Source organism: Nonomuraea sp. NPDC003201, assembly GCF_053590415.1.
Window position 1 is genome coordinate 54484 of record NZ_JBSFTC010000021.1, and the last position, 21780, is coordinate 76263.

Sequence of the window (21780 nt, forward strand, 5' to 3'; positions counted from 1 at the left end):
ACGGCGTTCACATTCGGGCAAAAACCGGGAAACGGCCGTCCGTAAGACTCGGCGTGGCTGTGAAACACCCCGAGAAAAAAGGACCGCCGTGAGCTACAAGGCTGAGTACATCTGGATCGACGGCACCGAGCCCACGGCTCTGCTGCGCTCGAAGACGAGGATCCTCGCCGACGGGGCCGAGCCGCCGGTCTGGGGCTTCGACGGCTCCAGCACCAACCAGGCCGAGGGCCACTCGTCGGACCGCGTGCTCCGCCCGGTGTTCGTCTGCCCCGACCCGATTCGCGGCGGTGACAGCATCCTGGTCCTCTGCGAGGTCGAGGAGATCAACGGCGACGCGCACGTCAGCAACACCCGCGCCCTGCTCCGTCCGATCGCCGAGAAGTACGCCGCCCAGGACTCCTGGTTCGGCATCGAGCAGGAGTACACCTTCTTCAAGGGCAGCCGCCCGCTCGGCTTCCCCGAGGGCGGCTTCCCCGCCCCGCAGGGCCACTACTACTGCGGCGTGGGCGCCGAGGCCGTGTTCGGCCGCGAGATCGTCGAGCTCCACCTCGACCGCTGCCTCGCCGCCGGCCTGAAGATCTCCGGCATCAACGCCGAGGTCATGCCCGGCCAGTGGGAGTTCCAGGTCGGCCCGGCCAGCCCGCTCGAGGTCTCCGACCACCTGTGGGTCGCCCGCTACCTGCTCTACCGGACCGCCGAGGAGTTCGGTGTCGAGGCCACCCTCGACGCCAAGCCCGCCCGCGGCGACTGGAACGGCGCTGGCGCGCACACCAACTTCTCGACCAAGGCCATGCGCGAGGGCTACGACGCCATCATCACCGCCTGCGAGGCGCTCGGTGAGGGCGACAAGCCGATGGAGCACGTCACCCAGTACGGCGCCGACATCGAGTCCCGCCTCACCGGCCACCACGAGACCGCCCCGTGGAACAAGTACAGCTACGGCGTGTCCAACCGCGGCGCGTCCGTGCGCATCCCGTGGCAGGTCGAGGTGGAGAAGAAGGGCTACATCGAGGACCGTCGCCCGAACGCCAACATCGACCCGTACGTGGTCACCCGCCTGCTGGTGAACACCTGCTGCTCGGCCCTGGAGAAGGCCGGCCAGGTCTGACCCGCCCGCAAGCGACGAAGAACGGGCCCCTCGCCTCCGAGGGGCCCGTTCCCGCGTTCGGTCACGGCAGGCGGAAGGCCAGGTCGGGCTCGATCTCGGCGACGTCCATCTGGGCCTTCTGCAGGCGGCCCGAATGGTCCCAGTTCATCGCCTGCCAGCGGGTGAACTGGTCGAGCACCCACATGCCGGACTGGCGGCTGCCGTTGCCGGACTTGCCGTTGCCGCCGAACGGGAGGTGGGCCTCGGCGCCCGAGGTCGAGTTGTTGACGCTGACCATGCCCGCCGAGATGCCCTCGCGGAAGCGGAAGGCGTGCTGCGGGTCGGTGGTGTAGATGGAGCTCGACAGGCCGTAGCCGGGCAGGTTGGCCAGCTCGATGGCCTCGTCGAGGGTGCCGAAGGTGGTCACGCCGACGATCGGGCCGAACGTCTCCTCCAGGAACAGGCGGTCGGTGGGCCGGACGCCGTCGACGACCACCGGGTGATAGTAGAGGCCCTGACCGCCGTCGAAGTCATGGCGCGGGTTGTCCCCCGTAATTTTCCCGATATTTCCGGACACGACCTGGTGGTGGGGCTGAATCCAGGTCAGGTACTCCTCGTAGCGATCTGCGAATTTCTGGTCGAGCAGCGGGCCCGCCAGCACGTCCTCCTCGGGGTCGCCGATCCTGGCCTCGCCCACCGCCCGCGCGAACCGCTCCACGAACTCGTCGTGCACGCTCTCGTGCACGATCACCGTGCCCAGGCTGGTGCAGCGCTGACCGGCCGTACCGAAGCCGGAGAACAGCGCGCCCTCCACGGCCAGGTCGAGGTCGGCGTCCGGCATGATCACCATCGGGTTCTTGCCGCCCAGCTCCAGGCAGGCCGACTGCAGGTGCCGCCCGGTCAGCTCGCCGATCTTCCGGCCCACCTCGCTGGAGCCGGTGAACCCGACCTTCTGCACGCTCCCCTCGCCGAGCGCCTGCTCCAGGCCCTCGTACGTCGCGGCGCCGTCGGCGAACACGATGTTCAGCACGCCGTCGGGCAGCCCGGCGGCCACGAAGAGCTGGTACATGGCGTGCGCGGAGGCGGCGGCGTACTCGGCGGGCTTCCAGACGACGGCGTTGCCGCAGAGCAGCGCCGGGACCAGGTACCACGAGGGGACGGCGACCGGGAAGTTGCCCGCGGTGACGACCGCCGCCACGCCGATCGGGTTGCGGAACGTGAACAGGTTCTTGGCCGGCATCTCCGACGGGACCGTCTGCCCGTACAGCCTGCGGCCCTCGCCCAGGAAGAAGTCGCACGTGTCGACGATCTCCCGCACCTCGCCGAGGGCCTCGGCGTACGGCTTGCCGATCTCCTCCGTCACCAGGTGGGCCAGCCGCTCGGCGTTGGCCTCGACCAGCCGGCCGATGGAGGCGATCACCCGGCCGCGCACCGGCGCCGGCACCTTGGCCCACTCGCGCTGGGCCTCCTTGGCGGTGCGGCAGGCGGCCGCGAACGTGCCGGCGTCGGCCAGCCCGACCTGGGCCACGACCTCGCCGGGGCGCGCGGGGTTGGTCGACGGGTACGTGGTGGCGCTTCCCGTCTCCTTGCCACCCACGATGGAAACGATCTGACGGCTCACCGGTGTCCTCCTCATAGTTCCTTCGGTCAGACAATCATCTCGCCGGAAAAAACCCAACCGGATGTCAGCCGCTCTCCTGGGCGAGCTTGCGCAGCTCCGGCCCGAACCTCGGGTGCGCGAGCGCGGCGGCGAACTGGGCCTTGAGGTAGTTGAGCGGCGAGCCCGTGTCCCACCAGGTGCCGTCGATCACCTGCCCGTACACCGGGTGGTCCGCGGCGTGCCGGTGCAGGGCGTCGGTGAGGTAGATCTCGCCCTGCGGGTTCTCCTGCCACCTGCGCGTCTGCTCGTGGAGCTCCTCGATGACGCCCGGGGTGACGACATATCCGCCGATGGCGGCGTACCGGGAGGGGGCCTGCTCGGGGGACGGCTTCTCCACCAGCCCGGAGATCAGCAGGCGGCCGCCGCCGAGGTCCTCCTTGACGATCGGCACGCCGTACCGCGAGGCGTCCTCGACGGCCATCGGCATCAGGGCCAGCACGGGGGCGTGGGTGGCGTCGTACGCGGCCTTGAGCTGCTTGGCCCTGGGCACCTCGGCCACGAACACGTCGTCGGCCCACAGCACCATGAACGGCTCGTCGCCGATGACGCGGGCGGCGTTGAGCACGGGCGTGCCGTTGCCGTAGGGGCCGTTCTGGTACAGGTACGTGATGTGGGCCAGCGACGACAGCTCCGCCACCGCGTCGGCCAGGTCGTCCTTGCCCGCGGCGCGGAGCTGGAGCTCGAGGTCGGCGTCGGGGGCGAAGTGCCGCTGGATGAGGTCCTTGCGGGACGAGGTGACGATGGTGATCTCGTCGATGCCGGAGTCCACGAGCTCCCGGATGGTGTGCTCGATGACGGGCTTGTCGCCGATCGGCAGCATCTCCTTGGGCAGTGCCCTGGTCAGTGGCAGCAGCCGGGAGCCGAGGCCGGCCACGGGGATGACGGCTTTGTGGACCATGCGTCTCTCCTTGATCGTGCGGCTTGATCGTGCGGGGAGAGAGCCGACGTTACCCCTTCAGAGCTACAGAGAATTCAAGACGCTTTGCTACGCGGTGAAATCGGCGAAATCGAAGCCTGGGGACACGACGCAGCTCACCAGTACCGCCTCGTCGGAGGCCGGGCGGGCCGACTGCCACACGCCGCCGGGCACGATCGCCTGGGGCACCTGGCCCTCCTCCACGTCGGGCCCCAGCGTGACCACGGAGTCGCCGATCGTCAGGCTCAGCGGGCCGCCGCGGTGCCACAGCCAGACCTCGTCCGACCTGACCACGTGCGGCACCGACTCCTCGCCCGGCTGCAGCAGGAAGTAGATGCCCGTGGCGCTGGCCCGTGGCCCGGGGTAACCGTCCGGGTGGAAGGTCACGGACGATCTCCACGTCTCCCTGAACCAGCCGCCTTCCGGGTGGGGGAGCAGGTCGAGGGCCGCCGCGACCGGCGGGCGCTCGACGAACGCCACGGGGGCGCCCGTCACGTCCCTGCGCAGGAAGAGGTTCCCGTCAAGGACGAGCTGCCCGTCGAGCGGGCTGGCCAGGGCCGTCGCCTCGTCGGGCACCTGGATGGACGGGCCTTCGGGGTAGGTTCGCAGCTCCACCTAGGAGAGTTTATGCCGATAAATCGGGACAAGATGGGTGGTTCGTTTCCGGTCGATGGGCATCTCGCGGACGGGGCGCGAAATGTCGGTGGAGGTGGCTAGTCTGCGGCAGGTGATCGAACGGTGGAGCCGTGATCAGGTGCTCGCCCTGGCCCCGGACGCGGCGTCGCGGTCGGCCGCGCAGAAGGTGGCGGCGCCCGGGAAATGGTCGGCGTGCGGCACGACGGGCACGGTCGTGTACGGCGAGTGCGAGGGCAGTGGCGCCAGGCCCTACCTCGCCTGCGTCGATCTGACCGAGCCCGCGTACCGGTGCAGCTGCCCGAGCCGGAAGTTCCCGTGCAAGCACGCGCTCGGGCTGCTGCTCATGTGGGCGGCCGACGGGGTGCCCGTCGAGGAGGGCGCGCCGCAGTGGGTGACCGAGTGGGTGGAGGCACGGGCCGAGCGCGCGGCCAAGGAAGCGGCCAAGATCGAGGAGGCGCGGGCGAAGAAGGCTGCCGAGGTGTCCTCGGGCGAGGCCGACGGCGGGGCTTCCGACAGCGGGGCTCCCGACGGTGGCGCTCACGGCGCCAGGGCTCACGGCGGTGGGGCTCACGGCGGTGGGGCTCACGGCGCCGGGCGGTCCGGTGGATCGTCGCGGTCGGGGGCGGAGTCCGTCCGCCACGGGCGTGTCGCCGCCGGGCTGAGCGAGCTGGAGCGGTGGCTCGACGACCAGGTGCGGCAGGGGCTGGCGGGGGCCGCCGAGCACGAATGGGAGGGGCTGGCCAAGCGGCTCATCGACGCCCAGGCGCCCGGCGTGGCGGGGGTCGTCTCCAGGCTGGTCCGGGTCCGGGCGGCCGACGACTGGCCGGGGCGGCTGCTGGAGGAATACGCGCTGATCCACCTGCTCGCCGTCGCCTACCGCCGGCGGGCGGAGCTGCCCAGGGCGCTGGCCGAGACCGTGCTGAGCCGGGTCGGTTTTCCGGTCGCGAAGGAGGAGGTGCTGGCCGGTGCCGCAGTGCGCGACCAGTGGGACGTGCTGGGCAGGCGGGACGAGGAGCAGGACCGGCTGACCTCCCGGCGCGTCTGGCTGCGGGGGCGGCGCAGCGGGCGGGCGGCTCTGGTGCTCTCGTTCGCACCGCAGGGGCAACCGCTGGACGCCTCCCTGGTCACGGGGACGACGATCGAGGCCGATCTCACGTACTACCCGGGCGCCGCCCCCTTGCGCGCGCTCGTCGCCACCCGGCACGACCCCGGCGCGACCGACACCATGCGGTACGGCCCCGGCGCGGATGGTGCGGGCGCGGGGACGCCGCCTGGGGTGTCGCCGGAGCAGGCGCTTAACGAGGTGGCCGGGGTGCTGGGCGAGGATCCCTGGACCGAGTCGTGGCCGCTTGTGCTGGCCGGGGTGGTCCCGGGGCGCGACTCGATCGGCGGCCTGCCGCTGCATCGCGCGGCCCGCGACCCCTGGCGGCTGATCGCCGTCTCCGGTGGGCGTCCGGTCACCGTGGCCGTCGAATGGACGCCGCGCGGGCTGCGGCCCCTGACCACCTGGGACGACGAAGGAACGGCGGTGATCCTGTGACGGGCTGGGAGGAGCTGGCCTCGACGGCGCTCGTGGGGACCGATCGCAGGCCGTACCAGGGCGATCTGCTCGATGACGCCGCCGTGGAGGTGGCGCGGAGAAGAGCGGGCCGCAAGACCGGCGCGGCCGGGCCGCCGGAGCAGGTTCCCGGCGAGGCCGAGCCGCAGGAACAGGTGCCCAGCGCGGCCGAGCAGCGGGAGCAGGCGGCCGGGCAGAGGGACGGGTCTTCTGCAGCGTCCCCCGAAGCCCAGGCGGCCCCTGCTGAGGAGCGGGTGGCTGTGGGGAGGCGGGCGGCGGAGCGGCTGGTGCGGATCATGGGTGGCGAGCACGAGCGGCTGCTGCCCGAATGGCTGGCCGCGGCCGCCGCCACCGGCAGGAGGGTGCCGCCGTACGTGCTGCCCGAGCTCCTGGAGAAAGGACGGCGGGATCGCTCGATCCGGGTGCACCTGGGAGTCCTGGCCGGGCAGCGGGGCCGGTGGCTGGCCGGGCTCAATCCCGCCTGGGCCTACCTCCTCGAGGAGCCGACCGGGGAGACGTGGGAGCTGGGCGGCGCCGCGGACCGGCGGGCGCACCTGCGCACGCTCAGGACGGCCGATCCCGAGCAGGCCAGGCGGCTGCTGGAGAGCACGTGGGAGCGCGAGACGCCCGACGACCGGGCCGAGTTCGTGGAGGTGCTGGCCGACGGGCTGAGCATGGAGGACGAGCCGTTCCTGGAGAGCGCGCTCGACGACCGCCGCCGGGAGGTGCGCCAGGCCGCCGCCAACCTCCTCACCCGCCTGCCCGGCTCGCGCATGTCCCAGCGCATGGCCGAAAGGGCGCGCGCCTGCGTGACCATCTCCCGGAAGGTCATCGCCGTCGAGGCCCCCCACGACTGCGACAAGGCCATGGAACGCGACGGCATCCGTCCCAAGCCGCCCAGGGGCATCGGTGAGCGGGCCTGGTGGCTGCAGCAGATCCTCGCCCGCGCCCCCCTGTCGATCTGGGGTCACCCGCCGGCGGCGCTGCTCAAGATGAAGATCCCCGACTGGGACGCCGAGGTGAAGGCCGCCTGGGTGCGCGCCGCCGTGCTGCAGAAGGATCCGGAGTGGGCGCGGGCGATGTTCGGGTGGGACCCGATCGCCGACCTCCTGGAGTCCCTGCCGGCCGACGAGCAGCAGGAACTTGCCGCCGATTTCGTGAAAAAGCATGATTTGGACAGCCAGTTGATCATGGTGTTGGGCGGAGTGTCGTCCCACTGGCGCGAGGGCCTGGCCACGGCCGTCCTCCGCAAGATCGTGAAGGTGGCCACCACACAGCCGTGGAACCTCGGCGAGCTGGTCAAGCTGGCCGGCGAGCGCATCGACCCGGCCCTGTTCCCGCTGGCGCTGAGCTACTCGCCCGTGGAGTCCGTCCAGCAGGTGGCCGCCCTGCTGCGTTTCCGTGCCGACATGTACAAGGAGCTTCACCCATGACTGTTCTGCGTCCGCACGCGGAAGACCAGTACGCCGAGGAGCTGGCCTTCCTGGCCAAGGACGACGACCGGCCCAGGCCGCCCGGCTGGAAGCTCTCCCCGTGGGCCGTGACCACGTACATCCTGGGCGACGGAGACCGCATCACCCCCAAATACGTGGGCGCGCGCCGCATCGTCGAGGTGGCCGTCGCCACGCTGGCCACCGACCGCGCGCTGCTGCTGCTCGGCGTGCCCGGCACGGCGAAGACCTGGCTGTCCGAACACCTGGCCGCCGCCATCAGCGGCGACTCCACGCTGCTCGTGCAGGGCACCGCGGGCACCGCCGAGGAGGCCATCCGCTACGGCTGGAACTACGCCAGGCTGCTGGCCGAAGGCCCCTCGATCGAGGCGCTGACCCCGTCGCCCGTGATGCGCGCGATGGCCGAGGGCCGGGTCGCCCGCGTCGAGGAGCTCACCCGCATGCCGTCCGACGTGCAGGACGCCCTGATCACCGTGCTGTCGGAGAAGACGCTGCCGATCCCCGAGCTCAACCGGGAGGTCCAGGCCGAGCGCGGCTTCAACGTGATCGCCACGGCCAACGACCGCGACCGGGGCGTCAACGAGCTGTCCAGCGCCCTGCGCCGCCGGTTCAACACGGTCGTGCTGCCGGTCCCGGCCACCGCCGAGGAGGAGGTCGACATCGTCGCGCGCCGCGTCACCCAGCTCGGCCGCGCCCTGGAGCTGCCGGAGACGACGACCGGGCCGGCCGAGATCCGGCGGGTGGTGACGGTGTTCCGCGAGCTGCGCACGGGCGTCACCGAGGACGGGCGCACCAAGGTCAAGTCGCCCAGCGGCACCCTGTCCACGGCCGAGGCCATCTCGGTGCTCACCAGCGGCATCGCACTGGCGGCCCACTTCGGCGACGGCGTGCTGCGGCCCTCCGACGTGGCGGCCGGGATCGTGGGAGCCGTGGTCCAGGAGCCGGTCTCCGACCGGGTGGTGTGGCGCGAATACCTCGAGACGGTGGTGCGCGAGCGTTCCGACTGGCGCGACTTCTACCGCGCCTGCCGCGAGGTGTCATGAGCGAGCGCAGCGAGCGACCCATGGGACACAGTCGCGAAGTGCTCACGCGGCCGACGAAGGAGGACGCATGAGCGCCCTCCCGGTCCCCGGCGGCGCGGGCGGGCCGATCGTCTCGGTGCTCGGCGTGCGGCACCACGGGCCGGGCTCCGCGCGGGCCGTGCGGCAGGAGCTCGAACGCCTGCGCCCCGACGCCATCCTCATCGAGGGCCCGCCCGAGGCCGACCCGCTCGTCACGCTGGCGCCCGAGCTGGAGCCGCCCGTCGCGCTGCTGGCCCACGTGCCGGGGGCGCCCGCGCGGGCCGCGTTCTGGCCGTTCGCCGCGTTCTCGCCCGAATGGCAGGCCATCCTGTACGGCACCGCGGCCGGCGTCCCGGTGCGCTTCTGCGACCTCCCTGCGGCCCATTCGCTGGCCGAGGACGAAGATCGGGGCCAGACCGAGGATGAGGACCGGGGCGAGACCGGGGACGAAGATCGGGGCGAGACCGGGGACGAAGGCCGGGCCGAAACGTCCGGCCTGCGGGCCGATCCCATCGGCTCGCTAGCCGCGGCCGCCGGATACGACGACCCCGAACGCTGGTGGGAGGACGTCGTCGAGCACCGCGGCGACACCCCCTTCGAGGTGATCGCCGAGGCCATGGCCGCCGTACGCGAGGGCTACGAGCCGGACGAGCGGGAGGCCAGGCGCGAGGCGTACATGCGCAAGACCCTCCGCGCGGCCCTCAAGGAGGGCTACGGGCGGATCGCGGTGATCTGCGGGGCCTGGCACGTCCCGGCGTTGACCGGCCCGCTCCCGCCCGCCGCCAGGGACAACGCGACCCTGCGCGGGCTGCCCAAGGTGAAGGCCGAGCTGACGTGGGTGCCGTGGACGTACGGGCGGCTGGCCTCCTGGAGCGGCTACGGCGCGGGGATCACCTCGCCCGGCTGGTACCACCACCTGTTCGGCGCGCCCGACCGGCCCGTGGAGCGGTGGCTGGCCGAGGCCGCCGCGGTGCTGCGCGACGAGGGGCTGGCCGTGTCGTCCGCGCACGTCATCGAGTCCGTACGCCTCGCGCACACCCTGGCCACCCTGCGCGGCAGGCCCCTGGCCGGGCTCGGCGAGGTCACCGAGGCGGCCAGGGCCGTGCTGTGCGAGGGCGACGACCTGGCCGTCGAGCTGATCCAGCGGCGCATGGTCGTCGGCGACCGGCTCGGCCAGGTCACCGACGGCACCCCGATGGTGCCGCTCCAGCGGGACCTGCGCGATCAGCAGCGGCGGCTGCGGCTCAGGCCGGAGGCGCTCGACCGCGAGATCGACCTCGACCTGCGCAAACCGCTCGACCTCGACCGCAGCCATGTGCTCCACCGGCTCGGGCTGCTCGGCGTCGACTGGGGCGCGCTGGGCGAGTCGCGGGGGAAGGGCACGTTCAGGGAGACGTGGACGCTGCGGTGGCGGCCCGAGCACGACCTGGCGCTCATCGAGCAGGCCGCGCTGGGCACCACCGTGGCCGGGGCGGCGGCGCAGCGGGCCAGGGACCTGGCCGCGACGGACCGGACGGCCCTGGCTGACCTGACCTCGCTGGTCGAGCAGTGCCTGCTGGCCGACCTGCCGCAGGCGCTGCCCGAGGTGCTGGCGGCGCTGTCGGCCAGGGCGGCGCTGGACACCGACGTGACGCACCTGATGGCGGCGCTGCCCGCGATGGTGCGCGCCCACCGCTACGGCGACGTGCGCGGCACCTCGGCCGAGGGGCTGGCGGTGATCGTCCGTTCGATGCTGGAGCGGATCTGCGTCGGGCTGCCGGTCGCGGTGACCGGGCTGGACGACGACGCGGCGGCCGGCCTGCTCAAACACGTGGACGCCGTGCACGCGGCCGTCGCGCTCCTCGAGACGGAGGGCGCCGGGGACGAGGTGTCGCCGCGGAGCCGGTGGCTGGTCACCCTGCGGGGTGTCAGCGACCGGCATGACCTGCACGGGCTCATCGAGGGGCGGCTCACCAGGATCCTGCTGGACGCGGGGGAGCTCCACGACGCGGGCGACCGCATGGCCAGGGCGATGTCCAGGGGGCAGGTCCCGGTCAGGGCGGCGGCGTGGGTCGAGGGGTTCCTGGCGGGCGGCGGGCTGCTGCTGGTGCACGATCCGCGGCTGCTGAGCCTGGTGGACGGATGGCTCACGGGGCTGTCCGGCGATCAGTTCACCGACGTGCTGCCGCTGCTGCGCCGTACGTTCGGCGGGTTCGCCACGCCCGAGCGCAGGGCGATCGGGGAGCGCGTCCGCTCGGCCGGGAGCGGCGCGCGGGAAGGGCGGCAGGACGTGGACGAGCGGCGCGCGGCGGCGGCCGTGGCGACCGTGCTCGCGATCCTCGGAAAGGACGACGGATGACCGACGACGATCGCCTGCGCAGGTGGCGGCTGGTGCTGGGCGGCGGCGACGCCGACGGCACCGGGCTCGGGCTGGAGGGCCTGGACGCGCGGATGGACGCCGCGCTGTCGGCCGTCTACGACCAGGGCGGCAGGGAGGGCGGGCTCGGCGCGTCGGCGCCCCGCGTGGCCCGCTGGCTCGGCGACATCCGCACGTACTTCCCCTCCACGGTCGTCCAGGTCATGCAGAAGGACGCCATCGAGAAGCTCAACCTCACCAGGCTCCTCCTGGAGCCCGAGATGCTGGAGGCGGTCGAGCCGGACGTGCACCTCGTCGGCACGCTGCTCGCGCTCAACCGCGTCATGCCCGACCAGGCCCGCGAGTCGGCCAGGGCCGTGGTGCGCAAGGTGGTGGACGAGCTCGAACGCAGGCTGGCCCAGAAGACCAGGGCCGCCGTGACCGGCGCGCTCGACCGTTCGGCCAGGACGAACCGCCCCAAGAGGGTGGCCGACATCGACTGGGACCGGACGATCAGGGCCAATCTGAAGAACTACCTGCCGGAGAAGAACACCGTCGTCCCCTCGCGGCTCGTCGGCTACGCCCGCAGGCAGCGGTCGGTGCAGCGCGAGGTGGTGCTCTGCATCGACCAGAGCGGGTCGATGGCGGCCTCGGTGGTCTATTCGAGCGTGTTCGGGGCGGTGCTGGCCTCGATGCGGTCGCTCAAGACGTCGCTGGTGGTGTTCGACACGGCGGTGGTGGACCTCACCGACCAGCTGCACGATCCGGTGGAGCTGCTGTTCGGCACCCAGCTCGGGGGCGGCACCGACATCAACCGGGCCATCGCCTACTGCCAGGGCCTCATCACGCGGCCCACCGATTCGATCTTCATCCTGATCAGCGATCTCTACGAGGGCGGCGTCAGGGAGGAGATGCTGCGCCGGGTGGCCGCGATGACGCAGGCCGGCGTCCAGGTGATCGTGCTGCTGGCGCTCTCCGACGAGGGCGCGCCGTTCTACGACCACGAGAACGCCGCCGCGCTGGCCGCGATGGGCGTGCCCGCCTTCGCGTGCACGCCCGACGCCTTCCCCGACCTGATGGCGGCCGCGATCGAGCGGCGCGACATCGCGCAGTGGGCCGAGCGTCACCTCGCGGTGTGAGCCGTCATGCGGCCGGTTCACCGTGCGCCCCGCCACGGGGCGTCAGTGGCCGGACTCGCCCGGCCTGGCCTTGCGCGGCAGCAGGTAGGACAGGGCGAACGTCAGGGCCAGCAGCCCGACCTCGACCCACACGGTGACCTGCATCGACGAGCCGAAGCTCCACTGGCGCGCCAGCAGGTTGAAGAACAGCGTCCCCAGCACGGCGGTGCCGAGCGCGCCGCCGAGCTGCTGGATCGCGGTCAGGGTGCCGGAGGCCGACCCCGACTCGTGCGGCTCGACGCCGGCGAGCACGATGTCGAAGAACGGCGCCATGGTCAGGCCCATCCCGATGCCGACGAAGGCGAGGCTGGGAGCCAGCTGCCAGCCGCTGACGTCGACTCCGGCCAGGTGGATGGTCAGGGCGAGCGCGGCCGCGCCCGCGGCCATGACGGCGGTGCCGATCTGCAGCAGTCCGCGGCCCAGCTTCTCCTGCAGGCCGGACATCGCCAGCCCGAAGCCGACGACGCCGCCGAGCGCCTGGGGCAGCCCGGTGAGACCGGCCTCGAGCGGCGTGAAGCCGAGGCCGAGCTGGGTGTAGAGGTTGAAGACGAGGCCGAGGCCCATCATGCCGGAGAAGAAGGCCAGGCCGGCGACCAGACCGCCGGTGAAGGCGCGCTTGCGGAAGAGCCCTGGCGTGACCAGCGGGTCCTTGCCGGACCTGGCGCGGCGGGACTCGTACCGGGCGAAGATCGCGAACATCACGATCGAGGCCGCCATGGACACGAACGTCCACACGGGCCAGCCCAGCTCGCGGCCCTGGATGAGCGGGTAGATCAGCAGGAACGAGGCCAGGGAGACGAGGACGACGCCGACGAGGTCGAGCCTGGTGGCGTTCGAGAGGCGGTACTCGGGCAGGAAACGCATGCCGGCCAGCGCGGCGGCCAGGCCGAGCGGCAGGTTGATCAGGAAGATCATGCGCCAGCCCGTGCCGAAGAAGTCGGCATCGACCAGCCAGCCGGCCAGCACGGGACCGCCCACGGACGAGATCGTCATGACCGGGCCGAACATGCCGAAAGCCTTGCCCAGGTCCTCCGGCGGGAACATCTCCTTGATCAGCCCCAGGCCCTGCGGGAGCATGACGGCCCCGAACAGGCCCTGCAGCACCCGGCTCCCGATCAGCATCTCCGGGCTCATCGCGACCCCGCACAGCAGCGAGGCGGCGGTGAAGCCCAGCGCGCCGATCACGAACATGCGCTTCCTGCCGAACAGGTCGCCGAGGCGCCCGCCGGTGATCAGGCCGACGGCCATGGCCAGGGTGTATCCGGCGCCGAGCCACTGCACGATGCTGTCGCTGCCGCCCAGCTCCTTCTGGATCGTGGGGGCGGCGATCGTGGTGACGAGCGCGTCGAGCAGATCCATGACCTCGGCGGCCAGGATCACGAACAGTGCGACCCAGCGCCAGCGGTAGGGCTGGGTCTCGGTCGTCGCCGCTGAGGCGGTGACTGTCATGGGGGGCTCCTTAAAAAACGGTGTTCTATTAACGAACGCTGTTCGCTACGAACACTGTTTTAGTGGCGAACACTGTTCGTGTCAAGTACAGTGTTCGTATGGCAACCGAGGACGTCCCGCTCCCCCCGTGGCGTAAGTCGCGCAAACCGGCCCAGCTGAGGCGGCAGCTCAGCCAGGACCTGATCGTCGAGGCCGGGCTGCGGATCCTTGACGCCGAAGGGCTCGACGCGCTGAGCATGAGACGCGTGGCCCAGGAGTTCGACACGGGGCCCGCCTCCCTCTACGCGCACGTGGCGAACAAGGACGAGCTGCTGGAGCTGGTCTACGACCGGGTGCTCAGCGAGATCCGGCTGCCCGAACGCGATCCGGGCCGCTGGAAGGAGCAGCTGCGGGAGTACATGGTGGAGGTGCACCGGGTGCTGGAGAAACACGCCGACCTGGCCCGGGTGGCGCTGGCCAACATCCCCACGGGGGAGAACTCGGTCCGCATGGGCGAGTTCGTCTTCGGCCTGCTGATCGAGGCCGGCATGTCGCCGAGGGACGCGTCCCTGTCGATGGACCGGATCTCCCTGTACGTCGTCAGCGACGCGTACGAGGGCTCCGTCCACTTCACCAGGATGCGCGCGGCCGGCCTCAGCGACCCGCAGGAGTACTTCGAGTCCTTCATCGGTCAGATCGCCGGCTACTACCGGGCGCTGCCGGCGGCGCGGTTCCCGCACATCACCAAGTTCGTGGACGCCCTGATCGCCGACGACGGCGAGGAACGCTTCCAGTACGGCCTCGACCTGCTCCTCGACGGCATCGAGGCCCGCATGCCCCGCACGCCCTAGGCCCAATTGCCGAGAGCGGCCTAGGACCCCCGCCGGAGGTGCTGACGTGGGGGTTCGCCATACCTTGCCCGGTATGACGATGACAGTTGAGAGGTCCGCGGCAGGTGTGCTGTCGCCGCAGTACCGCGCGATCAGCATCGGGCTGGTCGCGCTGGTCATGCTGGTGGCCTTCGAGGCGATGGCGGTGGCCACGGCGATGCCCGTGGTGGCCCGCGAGCTGGGCGGGATGCACCTGTACAACCTGGCCTTCAGCGCCACCCTGGCGGCCAGCGTGATCGCGACGGTCCTGGGCGGGCGGTGGAGCGACATGCGCGGCCCGCTGCAGCCGATGGCGGTCGGCGTGGCGGGCTTCGTGGCCGGGCTGCTGCTGGCCGGGTTCGCGCCGAACATGGAGGTGTTCGTCGCGGGCCGGTTCGTGCAGGGCCTCGGGGCGGGATTGATCCAGGTATCGCTGTACGTGCTGGTCGCCCGGGTCTATCCGGGAACCATGCATCCCAAGGTGTTCGCCCTGTTCTCGGCGGCCTGGGTGGTGCCGTCCATGGTCGGTCCGGCCATCGCCGGGTTCGTGGCCCAGAACATCGACTGGCGGTGGATCTTCATCGGCGTCTCCTTGATCGTCATCCCGTCGGCGCTGCTGCTCTGGCGCGGCACCGCGGGGCGTGAGGTGAGCGACGGCATCGCCGCGCCCGCCCCCGGCCTCGGCCGCAAGCTCGTCTGGGCCACGCTGACCGCCGTGGCCGCCGCTCTGATCCAGTACGGCAGCGCGCTCGGGCTCGCCGGTCTGCCCCTGCTCCTCGGGGGGATCGTCCTGCTGGCCGTGGCCCTGCCCAGGCTGCTGCTGCCCGGCTCGCTCAGGGCCGCCCCCGGCCTGCCGACCGCGCCCGTGCTGCGCGGCCTGGCCTTCGGCTCGCTGACGGCCGCCGAGGTGCTGATCCCGCTCATGCTGATCAACGAGCGCGGCCTGACCCCCACCGGCGCGGGCCTCGTGCTCACCGTCGGCGCCCTCGGCTGGTCCACCGGCTCCTGGATCAAGGGTCGCGGCACGATCAGTCACCTGACCGCCATCCGCGGCGGGGCCGCCATGATCACGGTCGGCATCGCGCTGATGATGCTCGTGCTCATCGACTCCATGCCGCTCGCGCTCGCGTTCGTGGCCATGGCGATCGCCGGGCTCGGCATCGGCGCGCTGCACCCGACGGTGTCCGTACTGGTGCTGGAGATGTCCAAGGAGGGCGAGGAGGGCCAGAACAGCGCGGCCGTCGGCGTGGGCGAGTCGGTCTTCACCGTGGTGGCCGTCGCGATCAGCGGCGCCCTGTTCACCGCCACCGCCGAGAACTACGCGATCGGCCTGTCCTTCACCGCCGTGCTCGCGGCCGTGGCCTTTCTGCTGGCTCCCCGTTTTGCCCAGTCCCGTACAGCAGGCACTATGGAGGGAGCCGCGTCATAAAAGGGGGATACATGCCGCGAGTGCGGGAGCTTGAGGTCTTCCGGCTTGTCCTGCCGTTCGGCAGGAAGTCGGAGACCCTGCTCGTGAAACTCACCGACCACGGCGGCATGACCGGCTGGGGCGAGTCGATCGGCCCCCAGCCGAAGACGTGGTCCAGGCTGGAGGAGACGCTGGCCGCCCTGCTGATCGGCGTCGACTGGGAGCACCCCGACACGGTGTCGAGCGGCGACCCGGCGGTCGACATGGCCTGCTGGGACCTGTGGACCAGGATGCGCGGGGTGCCGCTCGCCGAGGCGATCGGCGGCACCCGCACCTCGCTGATGGCCACCGTCCGGCTGGCCCCCGACCCGTCCGTGGAGAGCCTCGTGGCCCGGGTCAACCAGCAGATCTGCGCCGGGTACGGCCACGTCACGCTGGACATCAGGCCCGGCTGGGACGTCGAGCCCGTGCGGGCGGTGCGCCAGACGTACCCCGCGCTTACCCTGGCCGTCGACTGCGGCAACGCCTACACCGACCTCGGCCAGCTCGTCGCCCTCGACTCCTACGGGCTGGAGGTCATCGAGCGGCCCTTCGCCGTCGGCGACGTCTACGCGCACGCCTCGCTCCAGGACCAGATCTCCGCCTCGGTCGCGGTCGAGGTCGCCTCCACTGCCCAGCTGGACGAATACCTGACCTTGCGGGCCGCCAGGGTGCTGCTGCTGCGGCCGAACGCGTTCCCCTCGCTGACGGAGGCGCGCCGGGCGCACGACCGGGCCGCGGCGGCGGGCCTGGACATCCAGTGCGCGGGCGGCCAGGGCGCGGGGCTGGCCAGGGCGGCGACGGTGGCGGTCGCGAGCCTGCCGGGCTGCACGCTGCCGTGCGACGTGACGCAGCCGCCGCGCCAGAACCAGATCGTCACGCCGATCGTGGGCGCCAACGCCGGCGTCATCGCGGTCCCGCTCACCCAGTCGGGGCTGGGGCATGACATCGATGAGGCGCGGGTGCGAAGGCTGGCGAAGGACACTTTCCACGCGTAAGGGTCCTACCCGATCATTAGGCCGTGCGACTGACGCGGTGGCAGATGTTATGGATCCTGCTGACAAAGAATTTCCTGTCGTGCTTCCTTCCTGAATGGGCGAAGCTCCTCATCGGGCTGGCGGCGATCCTCGGCGCCGGGGTCGCGGGCACGCTCCTCAGCCTGGAGGACGGAAGCATCGTGGGAGTGCTCCTCGTGAGCCTCGGTCTCGGGGCCTGCGCGGTCGCCTTCGCCACGGACCGATGGCGGCGCCGGTTCCGGTGGCGCTGTCCCGCGCTGCCGCTGGATGACCAGCCGCGGCTGCGCGAGCTGGTCGCGGACGCGGCGCGGCTCGCGGGCTTCGACGCTGTGCCCAAGGTGCACGTGTCCGCCTGGGCCGAGGTGCGGGCGAGCCGGACCAGGCGGGGCAAGCCGATCCTGCTGGTGGGGCTGCCGTTGTTGCTGGCGGCGGATGAGGCGGAGCTGCACACGCTCATGGTCGGGGAACTGCTCGCCGCCAGGCGGTGGCGCTGGCACGAGCGCTGGGCCGTCCACCTGTACGTGGCACACCATCCGGACTGGGCCTGGCTGGGTGAGGAGACCGCGTCGTTGCGAGAGTCGCACTGGGCCGAGACGCGCTCGATCGTCGGGAGCGAGCGCTTCGCCGCCGGTAAGCGGGCCGAGCGGCTGCTGTCAGGCGCCTTCGGCTGGCACGCGACCCGTTACGTCGCGCCGTTCTCGGGCAGCGGCGGCGCCGCGGACGTTTACGAGAGCTTCCTGTGGAAGATCCAGAGGGACGGGCTGCTGACCCGCGTCCGGCCCGCGCCCGCTCCTCCTGACATGGCTGAGGCGATCGACTGGGACACGGCTCAGCCGATCGGTGACGGGGTGTCGCTCATGCCGGTGCCTTCGGGCGTGATGTCGACGGTGCCCCCCAAGCTGGCCACCAGGCTCGGGAAGGTCGTCTCGCACAAGCTGATCGGCCGGGGCGGGTTCGCGCTGGGCATGAGGCCATTCCGCATGGCGGACCTCCCCGTGGAGGCCTGGGCGCGGGTCGGCGCGCACCAGCGTGAGGTCGTGCTCGAGGCGGCGGCCAAGCTGCTCGGCCGGGAGGCCACCGACCTGGACGTCGTCGAGCTCGTGGTCGCCGGGCGCGCAAATGAGCTTGAATGGTGGCATAAGGAGCAGCCCTGCCCGCATCCCACGCCCGGCGTCTGCGTGCTGCTCCCGCTGTTCGACGTGGCGCTGCGGCGCAAGGGATATGTGCACGAGCACACCTTCGCCCAGCGCGAGCTGGTCGGCCCCCTCGGGGACCGGGTCGGCCTGGTGGAGCTGGCCGCCAGGGCGGAGCGTGGTGAGCCGTACGGGATCTTGCTGGGAGGACTGATGACGGGACGGGACGCGGACGCCGACGCCGGCAGGCTGGCCGCCGAGTCGCTCGCGCACGGCGACCCGACCGGCTGGTTCGAGCGGCTCTACGCCGAGTCGGCCAGTGGCGACGCGATCGTGCCGTGGGACTCGCGGTCCCCGCACTTCCTGCTGACGGAGTGGGCCCACCCCGGCCACGGGCGGGCGCTGGTCGTGGGCGCGGGGCTGGGTGACGACGCCGAGCATCTGGCGGGCCTCGGCTACGAGACGGTGGCGTTCGACGTGAGCGAGTCGGCCGTCCGGCTCGCCCAGGAGCGCTTCCCCGGGAGCGAGGTGCGTTACCAGGTCGCCGACCTGCTGGCGCCGCCCCCGGAGTGGCGGCACGCGTTCGACCTGGTGGTCGAGATCATGACCGTGCAGGCCCTGCCGGAGCCTCTGCACGGCAGGGCCATCGCCGCGATCGCGGAGTTCGTCCGGCCCGGCGGCACGCTGCTGGTGATCGCGTCGGGCCGGGAGGAGGGCGGGCCGGTGTTCGCGCCGCCGTGGCCGCTGACCCCGTCCGAGATCGGGGGGCTTCGCGACCGGCGGGCTGGAGAGCGGGAAGGTCGAGGACCTGCGTGACGGCGAGCGTCACCGCTGGCGGGCGACCTTCCACCGGCCCGCGTGATCAGACGTCCAGGTTGAGGCTGCCCAGGGAGTCGCTCAGGATGGCGTCCAGCGTCGAGACGTAACCGTTCGCCAGGGCGAGGGAGTTGACGATGCGCTGGCTGATCGGGTGGAACTCGCCGCCCGGGATGAGGCTCGCGGAGCTTAGGGCGACGGCCGAGCCGAGAGCGGTGAACAGGACGGCGGTGGCGAGCAGGTGAGCGCGTCGGCGCATGCGGACCTCCTGAGTGATGGTTCGAACACCGCTCAGGAGATCACGGCAGGTCGGGGGAGGGCCGCGCCGCCACAGGGGCAAGAGCGGATCTTTACGGTTCGGCTCGCCGAGGAAGGCCGATGGGCTCGACCCGCTTCAGGATCACCGCGTACGTGAAGGCGCCCAGCAGGGCCACGCACGAGATCACCGTCAGGGGCACGGCGAACGACGACGTCCTGTCCGCCAGGAAGCCGACCATGATGGGGCTGATGATGCCGGCGAAGTTCGAGGCGAAGTTCTGGATGCCGCCGATCGAGGCCACGTACCGGTCGGCCGGGGCGACGTCGGCGGGCAGCGCCCAGATGTTGGAGGCGGCGAACGTCGAGCCGGCGTAGGCGACCGAGAGCAGGGCCAGCGCCATCCACGCCTCCGGCACCCAGACCGCGACGCCGATCACCGTCGAGACCAGGAACCCGCCCGCGATGAACGTCTTCCTGACCCGCGTGAGCGAGTCGCCCCTGGCGATGCGGCGGTCGGACAGCCAGCCGCCCAGCCACTCGGCGCTGATCGCCACCAGGCCGGGCAGCGCCCCGAACAGGCCGAGCTTCAGCAGGCTGAAGCCGCGCTCCTCCACCAGATAGGTCGGGAAGAACGTGAGGAAGAAGTAGACGACCATGTTGAGGCAGAAGAAGCCCAGCATCATCGCCCAGATCGTGCGGTAGCGGAACAGGTCGCGCCAGCGCATCCGGGCCGCGTCCCCGTCGTCGTCGCCCTCGAAGCGGGCCCCGCCCTCGCGCAGGTACGCCAGCTCCTCCTCCGTGATCTTCGGGTGGTCCTGCGGATCCCGGTACGTCCGCCACCATCCGACGGCCCACGCCAGCCCGATCACCCCGATGATCGCGAACGTCCACCGCCACCCCAGCCACGCGATCAGCCCCGTGACCACCGGCAGCGCGATGACGCCTCCGACGCGTGAGCCGGAGTCCCAGATCCCGGTGGCCAGCGCCCGCTCGTGCCGGGGGAACCACCGGCTCACGACCTTGGCGCTCGTCGTGGCGGCCGGACTCTCGCCGATGCCGAGCAGCAGCCGTACGCCGAACAGCGCCGCGAAGCTACTGGCCAGCGCCGTCAGAGAGGTGAACAGCGACCACCACACGGAGGCGAACGTGAACGTCCTGCGTGGGCCGTACCGGTCCACGAACCAGCCGGCGGCGAGCTGGAAGAAGTCGTACGACCAGAAGAAGGCCGCCAGGATCATGCCTTCCTCGGTCTTGGAGAGCTTGAACGTCTCGCCCATGAACGGCAGGGCAACACCCAGGCTCGCGCGGTCCAGGTAGTTGATGACGAGCCCGGCGAAGACGTAGCTGATCATGTACCAGCGCAACCGGCCGCGGACAGTGGTTCGGAGGGTTGTGGCCATCGCGATCCTCAGTAATATTTCCTATTGGATATTTCCGCTATGTTGCATACATCGGACGATGCCCGTCAAGACCCGAGTACCGGAGCGTGAAGGTTGGCCAGTGAGCTCGAAAAGCGCCTGATGGGCCGCGTGCCGGCGGCTCGGCGGAGCGTTCTCACCGAGGACGTCCACGAGCGCGTCAAGGGGCTGATCATGAACGGCGACCTGGAGCCCGGCGTCCGCGTCAACATCTACGCGCTCGCCAGGCTGCTCGAGGTCTCCCAGACGCCGGTGCGCGAGGTGCTGTCCGCGCTGGAGTCCGAGGGCCTGCTGACCAAGGAGGCGCTGCGCGGCTACTCCGTGGCGCCCCTGCTCACGCCCGGCCAGATCGCCGACCTCTACCAGCTCAGGCTGCTCCTGGAGCCGTGGGCGGCCGGGCGCGCGGCCGAGCTGGTGACGGCCGAGGCGGGGGAGCGCGTACGGGCCGAGCTGGCCAGCGTCCCGAAGGCTCCCCAGGGCACCAGGTACGAGGACTACCACGGCCTGGCCGACCACGACGCCCGCTTCCACGACCTGATCGCCGAGCTCTCGGGCAGCGGCGCGTTGCGGGAGTCGCTCCGGCGCACCCACGGCCACCTGCACCTGTTCCGCATCGAGTACGCGGGCCGGCGCGACGGCGACCCCACGCTGGCCGAGCATGCCCGCATCGCCGAGGCCGTCGTGGCGGGCAGGGCGGAGGCCGCCTCCGAGGCCATGCGGGCCCACCTCGCCGCCGCCCGCGACCGTTTCCTCCAGCTGGGACCCTGACCTGATCTGGCGCGCGGGGCGGCCTCGGTGGGGGCTTCAGCCGCCGTCCGCGCGCATGCTCTTCGCCGCGCGGGCGGCGGCGCGGCGGATGCCCGCGTACCCCGTGCAGCGGCACAGGTTGGAGGCCAGCACCGCGTCGAGCCGCCGTTCGTCCCGGTCCAGCTCCGGCTCCTCGGCCAGCGCGCCGGCGAGCAGCATGAGGAAGCCGGGGGTGCAGAAGCCGCACTGCAGCGCGTGCTCGGCCGCGAACGCCTCCTGCAGCGGGTGCAGCTCGTCGCCGTCGGCCAGCCCCTCGACGGTGCGGACGTCGGCGCCCTCCACCTGTACGGCCAGGGCCAGGCAGGAGCGGATGGCCGTGCCGTCCACCAGCACGGTGCACGAGCCGCACACCCCGTGCTCGCACCCCAACGTGGTCCCGGTGAGGCCCAGCCGGTCGCGCAGCGCGTCGGCGAGGCTGGTCCGGGGCTCCACGTCGATCCGGTGGGCCCGGCCGTTGACCGTGAGGCGGACGTTCATGGAGTCCCCGCGTGGTGGACGGCCCGGGCGAGGCAGCGCCGTACGAGCGTGGACAGCGCGTGCCTGAGGTAGGCGGCCGGCGCGTGCGGCGCTCCGGGCGGGTCCGCCTCGGCGGCGGCCAGCGCTCCGGCCTCCGCGAACAGCTCCTGCTCCGGCCGCTCGCCCGTCATCAGCCCCACGGCCCCCACGGCGCGGAGGGGGACCTCCGCCGCGATCGCGAGCCCCATGC

At 71.8% G+C, this 21780-nt stretch carries 19 protein-coding genes; 11 read left to right on the top strand and 8 right to left on the bottom strand.

Annotation, left to right across the window (positions count from 1 at the left end):
* Window positions 1-88: 88 nt before the first annotated feature.
* Window positions 89-1108 (top strand): glutamine synthetase, encoded by a 1020-nt coding sequence (glnII, locus tag ACWDX9_RS11610; RefSeq protein ID WP_449951998.1) that lies wholly within the window; start codon window positions 89-91, stop codon window positions 1106-1108.
* 61 nt (window positions 1109-1169) lie between these two features.
* Here the strand turns inward: glnII and ACWDX9_RS11615 are convergent, their stop codons facing one another.
* From ACWDX9_RS11615 to ACWDX9_RS11625, 3 genes are all read right to left on the bottom strand, one after another.
* Entirely contained in the window at window positions 1170-2708 is a 1539-nt protein-coding gene (locus ACWDX9_RS11615) for an aldehyde dehydrogenase family protein (RefSeq protein ID WP_449952001.1), read from the bottom strand.
* Between the two features lie 64 nt (window positions 2709-2772).
* Window positions 2773-3645 (bottom strand): UTP--glucose-1-phosphate uridylyltransferase, encoded by an 873-nt coding sequence (locus tag ACWDX9_RS11620; protein WP_350722412.1) that lies wholly within the window; start codon window positions 3643-3645, stop codon window positions 2773-2775.
* A gap of 87 nt (window positions 3646-3732) precedes the next feature.
* On the bottom strand, window positions 3733-4278 hold the full coding sequence (locus tag ACWDX9_RS11625) for a cupin domain-containing protein (RefSeq protein ID WP_449952004.1): 546 nt from the start codon (window positions 4276-4278) through the stop codon (window positions 3733-3735).
* A 112-nt stretch (window positions 4279-4390) separates the two neighbouring features.
* Here ACWDX9_RS11625 and ACWDX9_RS11630 point away from each other — a divergent pair, with 112 nt between their 5' ends.
* The 5 genes from ACWDX9_RS11630 to ACWDX9_RS11650 all read left to right on the top strand — a co-directional run bounded on the left by ACWDX9_RS11630 (window position 4391) and on the right by ACWDX9_RS11650 (window position 11843).
* Complete coding sequence (locus tag ACWDX9_RS11630; RefSeq protein WP_449952007.1) at window positions 4391-5839, top strand: SWIM zinc finger family protein; 1449 nt, start codon at window positions 4391-4393, stop codon at window positions 5837-5839.
* A complete protein-coding gene (locus ACWDX9_RS11635) occupies window positions 5836-7290 on the top strand; it encodes a DUF5691 domain-containing protein (protein WP_449952010.1) in 1455 nt (484 codons plus the stop codon). The genes ACWDX9_RS11630 and ACWDX9_RS11635 overlap by 4 nt, the downstream gene beginning before the upstream one ends.
* On the top strand, window positions 7287-8351 hold the full coding sequence (locus ACWDX9_RS11640) for an AAA family ATPase (RefSeq protein ID WP_449952011.1): 1065 nt from the start codon (window positions 7287-7289) through the stop codon (window positions 8349-8351). The genes ACWDX9_RS11635 and ACWDX9_RS11640 overlap by 4 nt, the downstream gene beginning before the upstream one ends.
* 67 nt (window positions 8352-8418) lie before the next feature.
* Complete coding sequence (locus tag ACWDX9_RS11645; RefSeq protein WP_449952014.1) at window positions 8419-10707, top strand: DUF5682 family protein; 2289 nt, start codon at window positions 8419-8421, stop codon at window positions 10705-10707.
* A complete protein-coding gene (locus ACWDX9_RS11650) occupies window positions 10704-11843 on the top strand; it encodes a VWA domain-containing protein (protein ID WP_449952017.1) in 1140 nt (379 codons plus the stop codon). The genes ACWDX9_RS11645 and ACWDX9_RS11650 overlap by 4 nt, the downstream gene beginning before the upstream one ends.
* 42 nt (window positions 11844-11885) lie before the next feature.
* Here ACWDX9_RS11650 and ACWDX9_RS11655 read toward each other — a convergent pair whose 3' ends face one another.
* Complete coding sequence (locus ACWDX9_RS11655; protein ID WP_449952020.1) at window positions 11886-13331, bottom strand: MFS transporter; 1446 nt, start codon at window positions 13329-13331, stop codon at window positions 11886-11888.
* A gap of 98 nt (window positions 13332-13429) precedes the next feature.
* Between ACWDX9_RS11655 and ACWDX9_RS11660 the strand changes: the two genes are divergently transcribed.
* The 4 genes from ACWDX9_RS11660 (at window position 13430) to ACWDX9_RS11675 (ending at window position 18591) form a co-directional block, all read left to right on the top strand.
* The gene (locus tag ACWDX9_RS11660) at window positions 13430-14161 is read left to right on the top strand and encodes a TetR/AcrR family transcriptional regulator (RefSeq protein WP_449952023.1); all 732 of its coding nucleotides are present in this window, start codon (window positions 13430-13432) and stop codon (window positions 14159-14161) included.
* Between the two features lie 73 nt (window positions 14162-14234).
* On the top strand, window positions 14235-15608 hold the full coding sequence (locus ACWDX9_RS11665; protein WP_449952026.1) for an MFS transporter: 1374 nt from the start codon (window positions 14235-14237) through the stop codon (window positions 15606-15608).
* Window positions 15609-15619: 11 nt separating this feature from the next.
* Window positions 15620-16624, top strand: a complete 1005-nt coding sequence (locus ACWDX9_RS11670) for an enolase C-terminal domain-like protein (RefSeq protein ID WP_449952029.1) — start codon at window positions 15620-15622, stop codon at window positions 16622-16624.
* A 23-nt stretch (window positions 16625-16647) separates the two neighbouring features.
* A complete protein-coding gene (locus tag ACWDX9_RS11675) occupies window positions 16648-18591 on the top strand; it encodes a class I SAM-dependent methyltransferase (protein WP_449952031.1) in 1944 nt (647 codons plus the stop codon).
* A 46-nt stretch (window positions 18592-18637) separates the two neighbouring features.
* Here the strand turns inward: ACWDX9_RS11675 and ACWDX9_RS11680 are convergent, their stop codons facing one another.
* Complete coding sequence (locus ACWDX9_RS11680; protein WP_449952034.1) at window positions 18638-18850, bottom strand: hypothetical protein; 213 nt, start codon at window positions 18848-18850, stop codon at window positions 18638-18640.
* A gap of 91 nt (window positions 18851-18941) precedes the next feature.
* The gene (locus tag ACWDX9_RS11685) at window positions 18942-20249 is read right to left on the bottom strand and encodes an MFS transporter (protein ID WP_449952037.1); all 1308 of its coding nucleotides are present in this window, start codon (window positions 20247-20249) and stop codon (window positions 18942-18944) included.
* A 120-nt stretch (window positions 20250-20369) separates the two neighbouring features.
* On the opposite strand from ACWDX9_RS11685, the gene ACWDX9_RS11690 reads away from it, so the two are divergent.
* Window positions 20370-21035, top strand: a complete 666-nt coding sequence (locus ACWDX9_RS11690) for a GntR family transcriptional regulator (RefSeq protein ID WP_355194786.1) — start codon at window positions 20370-20372, stop codon at window positions 21033-21035.
* A 36-nt stretch (window positions 21036-21071) separates the two neighbouring features.
* Here ACWDX9_RS11690 and ACWDX9_RS11695 read toward each other — a convergent pair whose 3' ends face one another.
* Both ACWDX9_RS11695 and ACWDX9_RS11700 read right to left on the bottom strand, forming a co-directional pair.
* The gene (locus ACWDX9_RS11695; RefSeq protein ID WP_449952041.1) at window positions 21072-21551 is read right to left on the bottom strand and encodes a (2Fe-2S)-binding protein; all 480 of its coding nucleotides are present in this window, start codon (window positions 21549-21551) and stop codon (window positions 21072-21074) included.
* Window positions 21548-21780, bottom strand: a 233-nt coding sequence (locus ACWDX9_RS11700) for a hypothetical protein (protein WP_449952044.1), incomplete at its 5' end; no start/stop codon positions are given. The genes ACWDX9_RS11695 and ACWDX9_RS11700, both read right to left, overlap by 4 nt.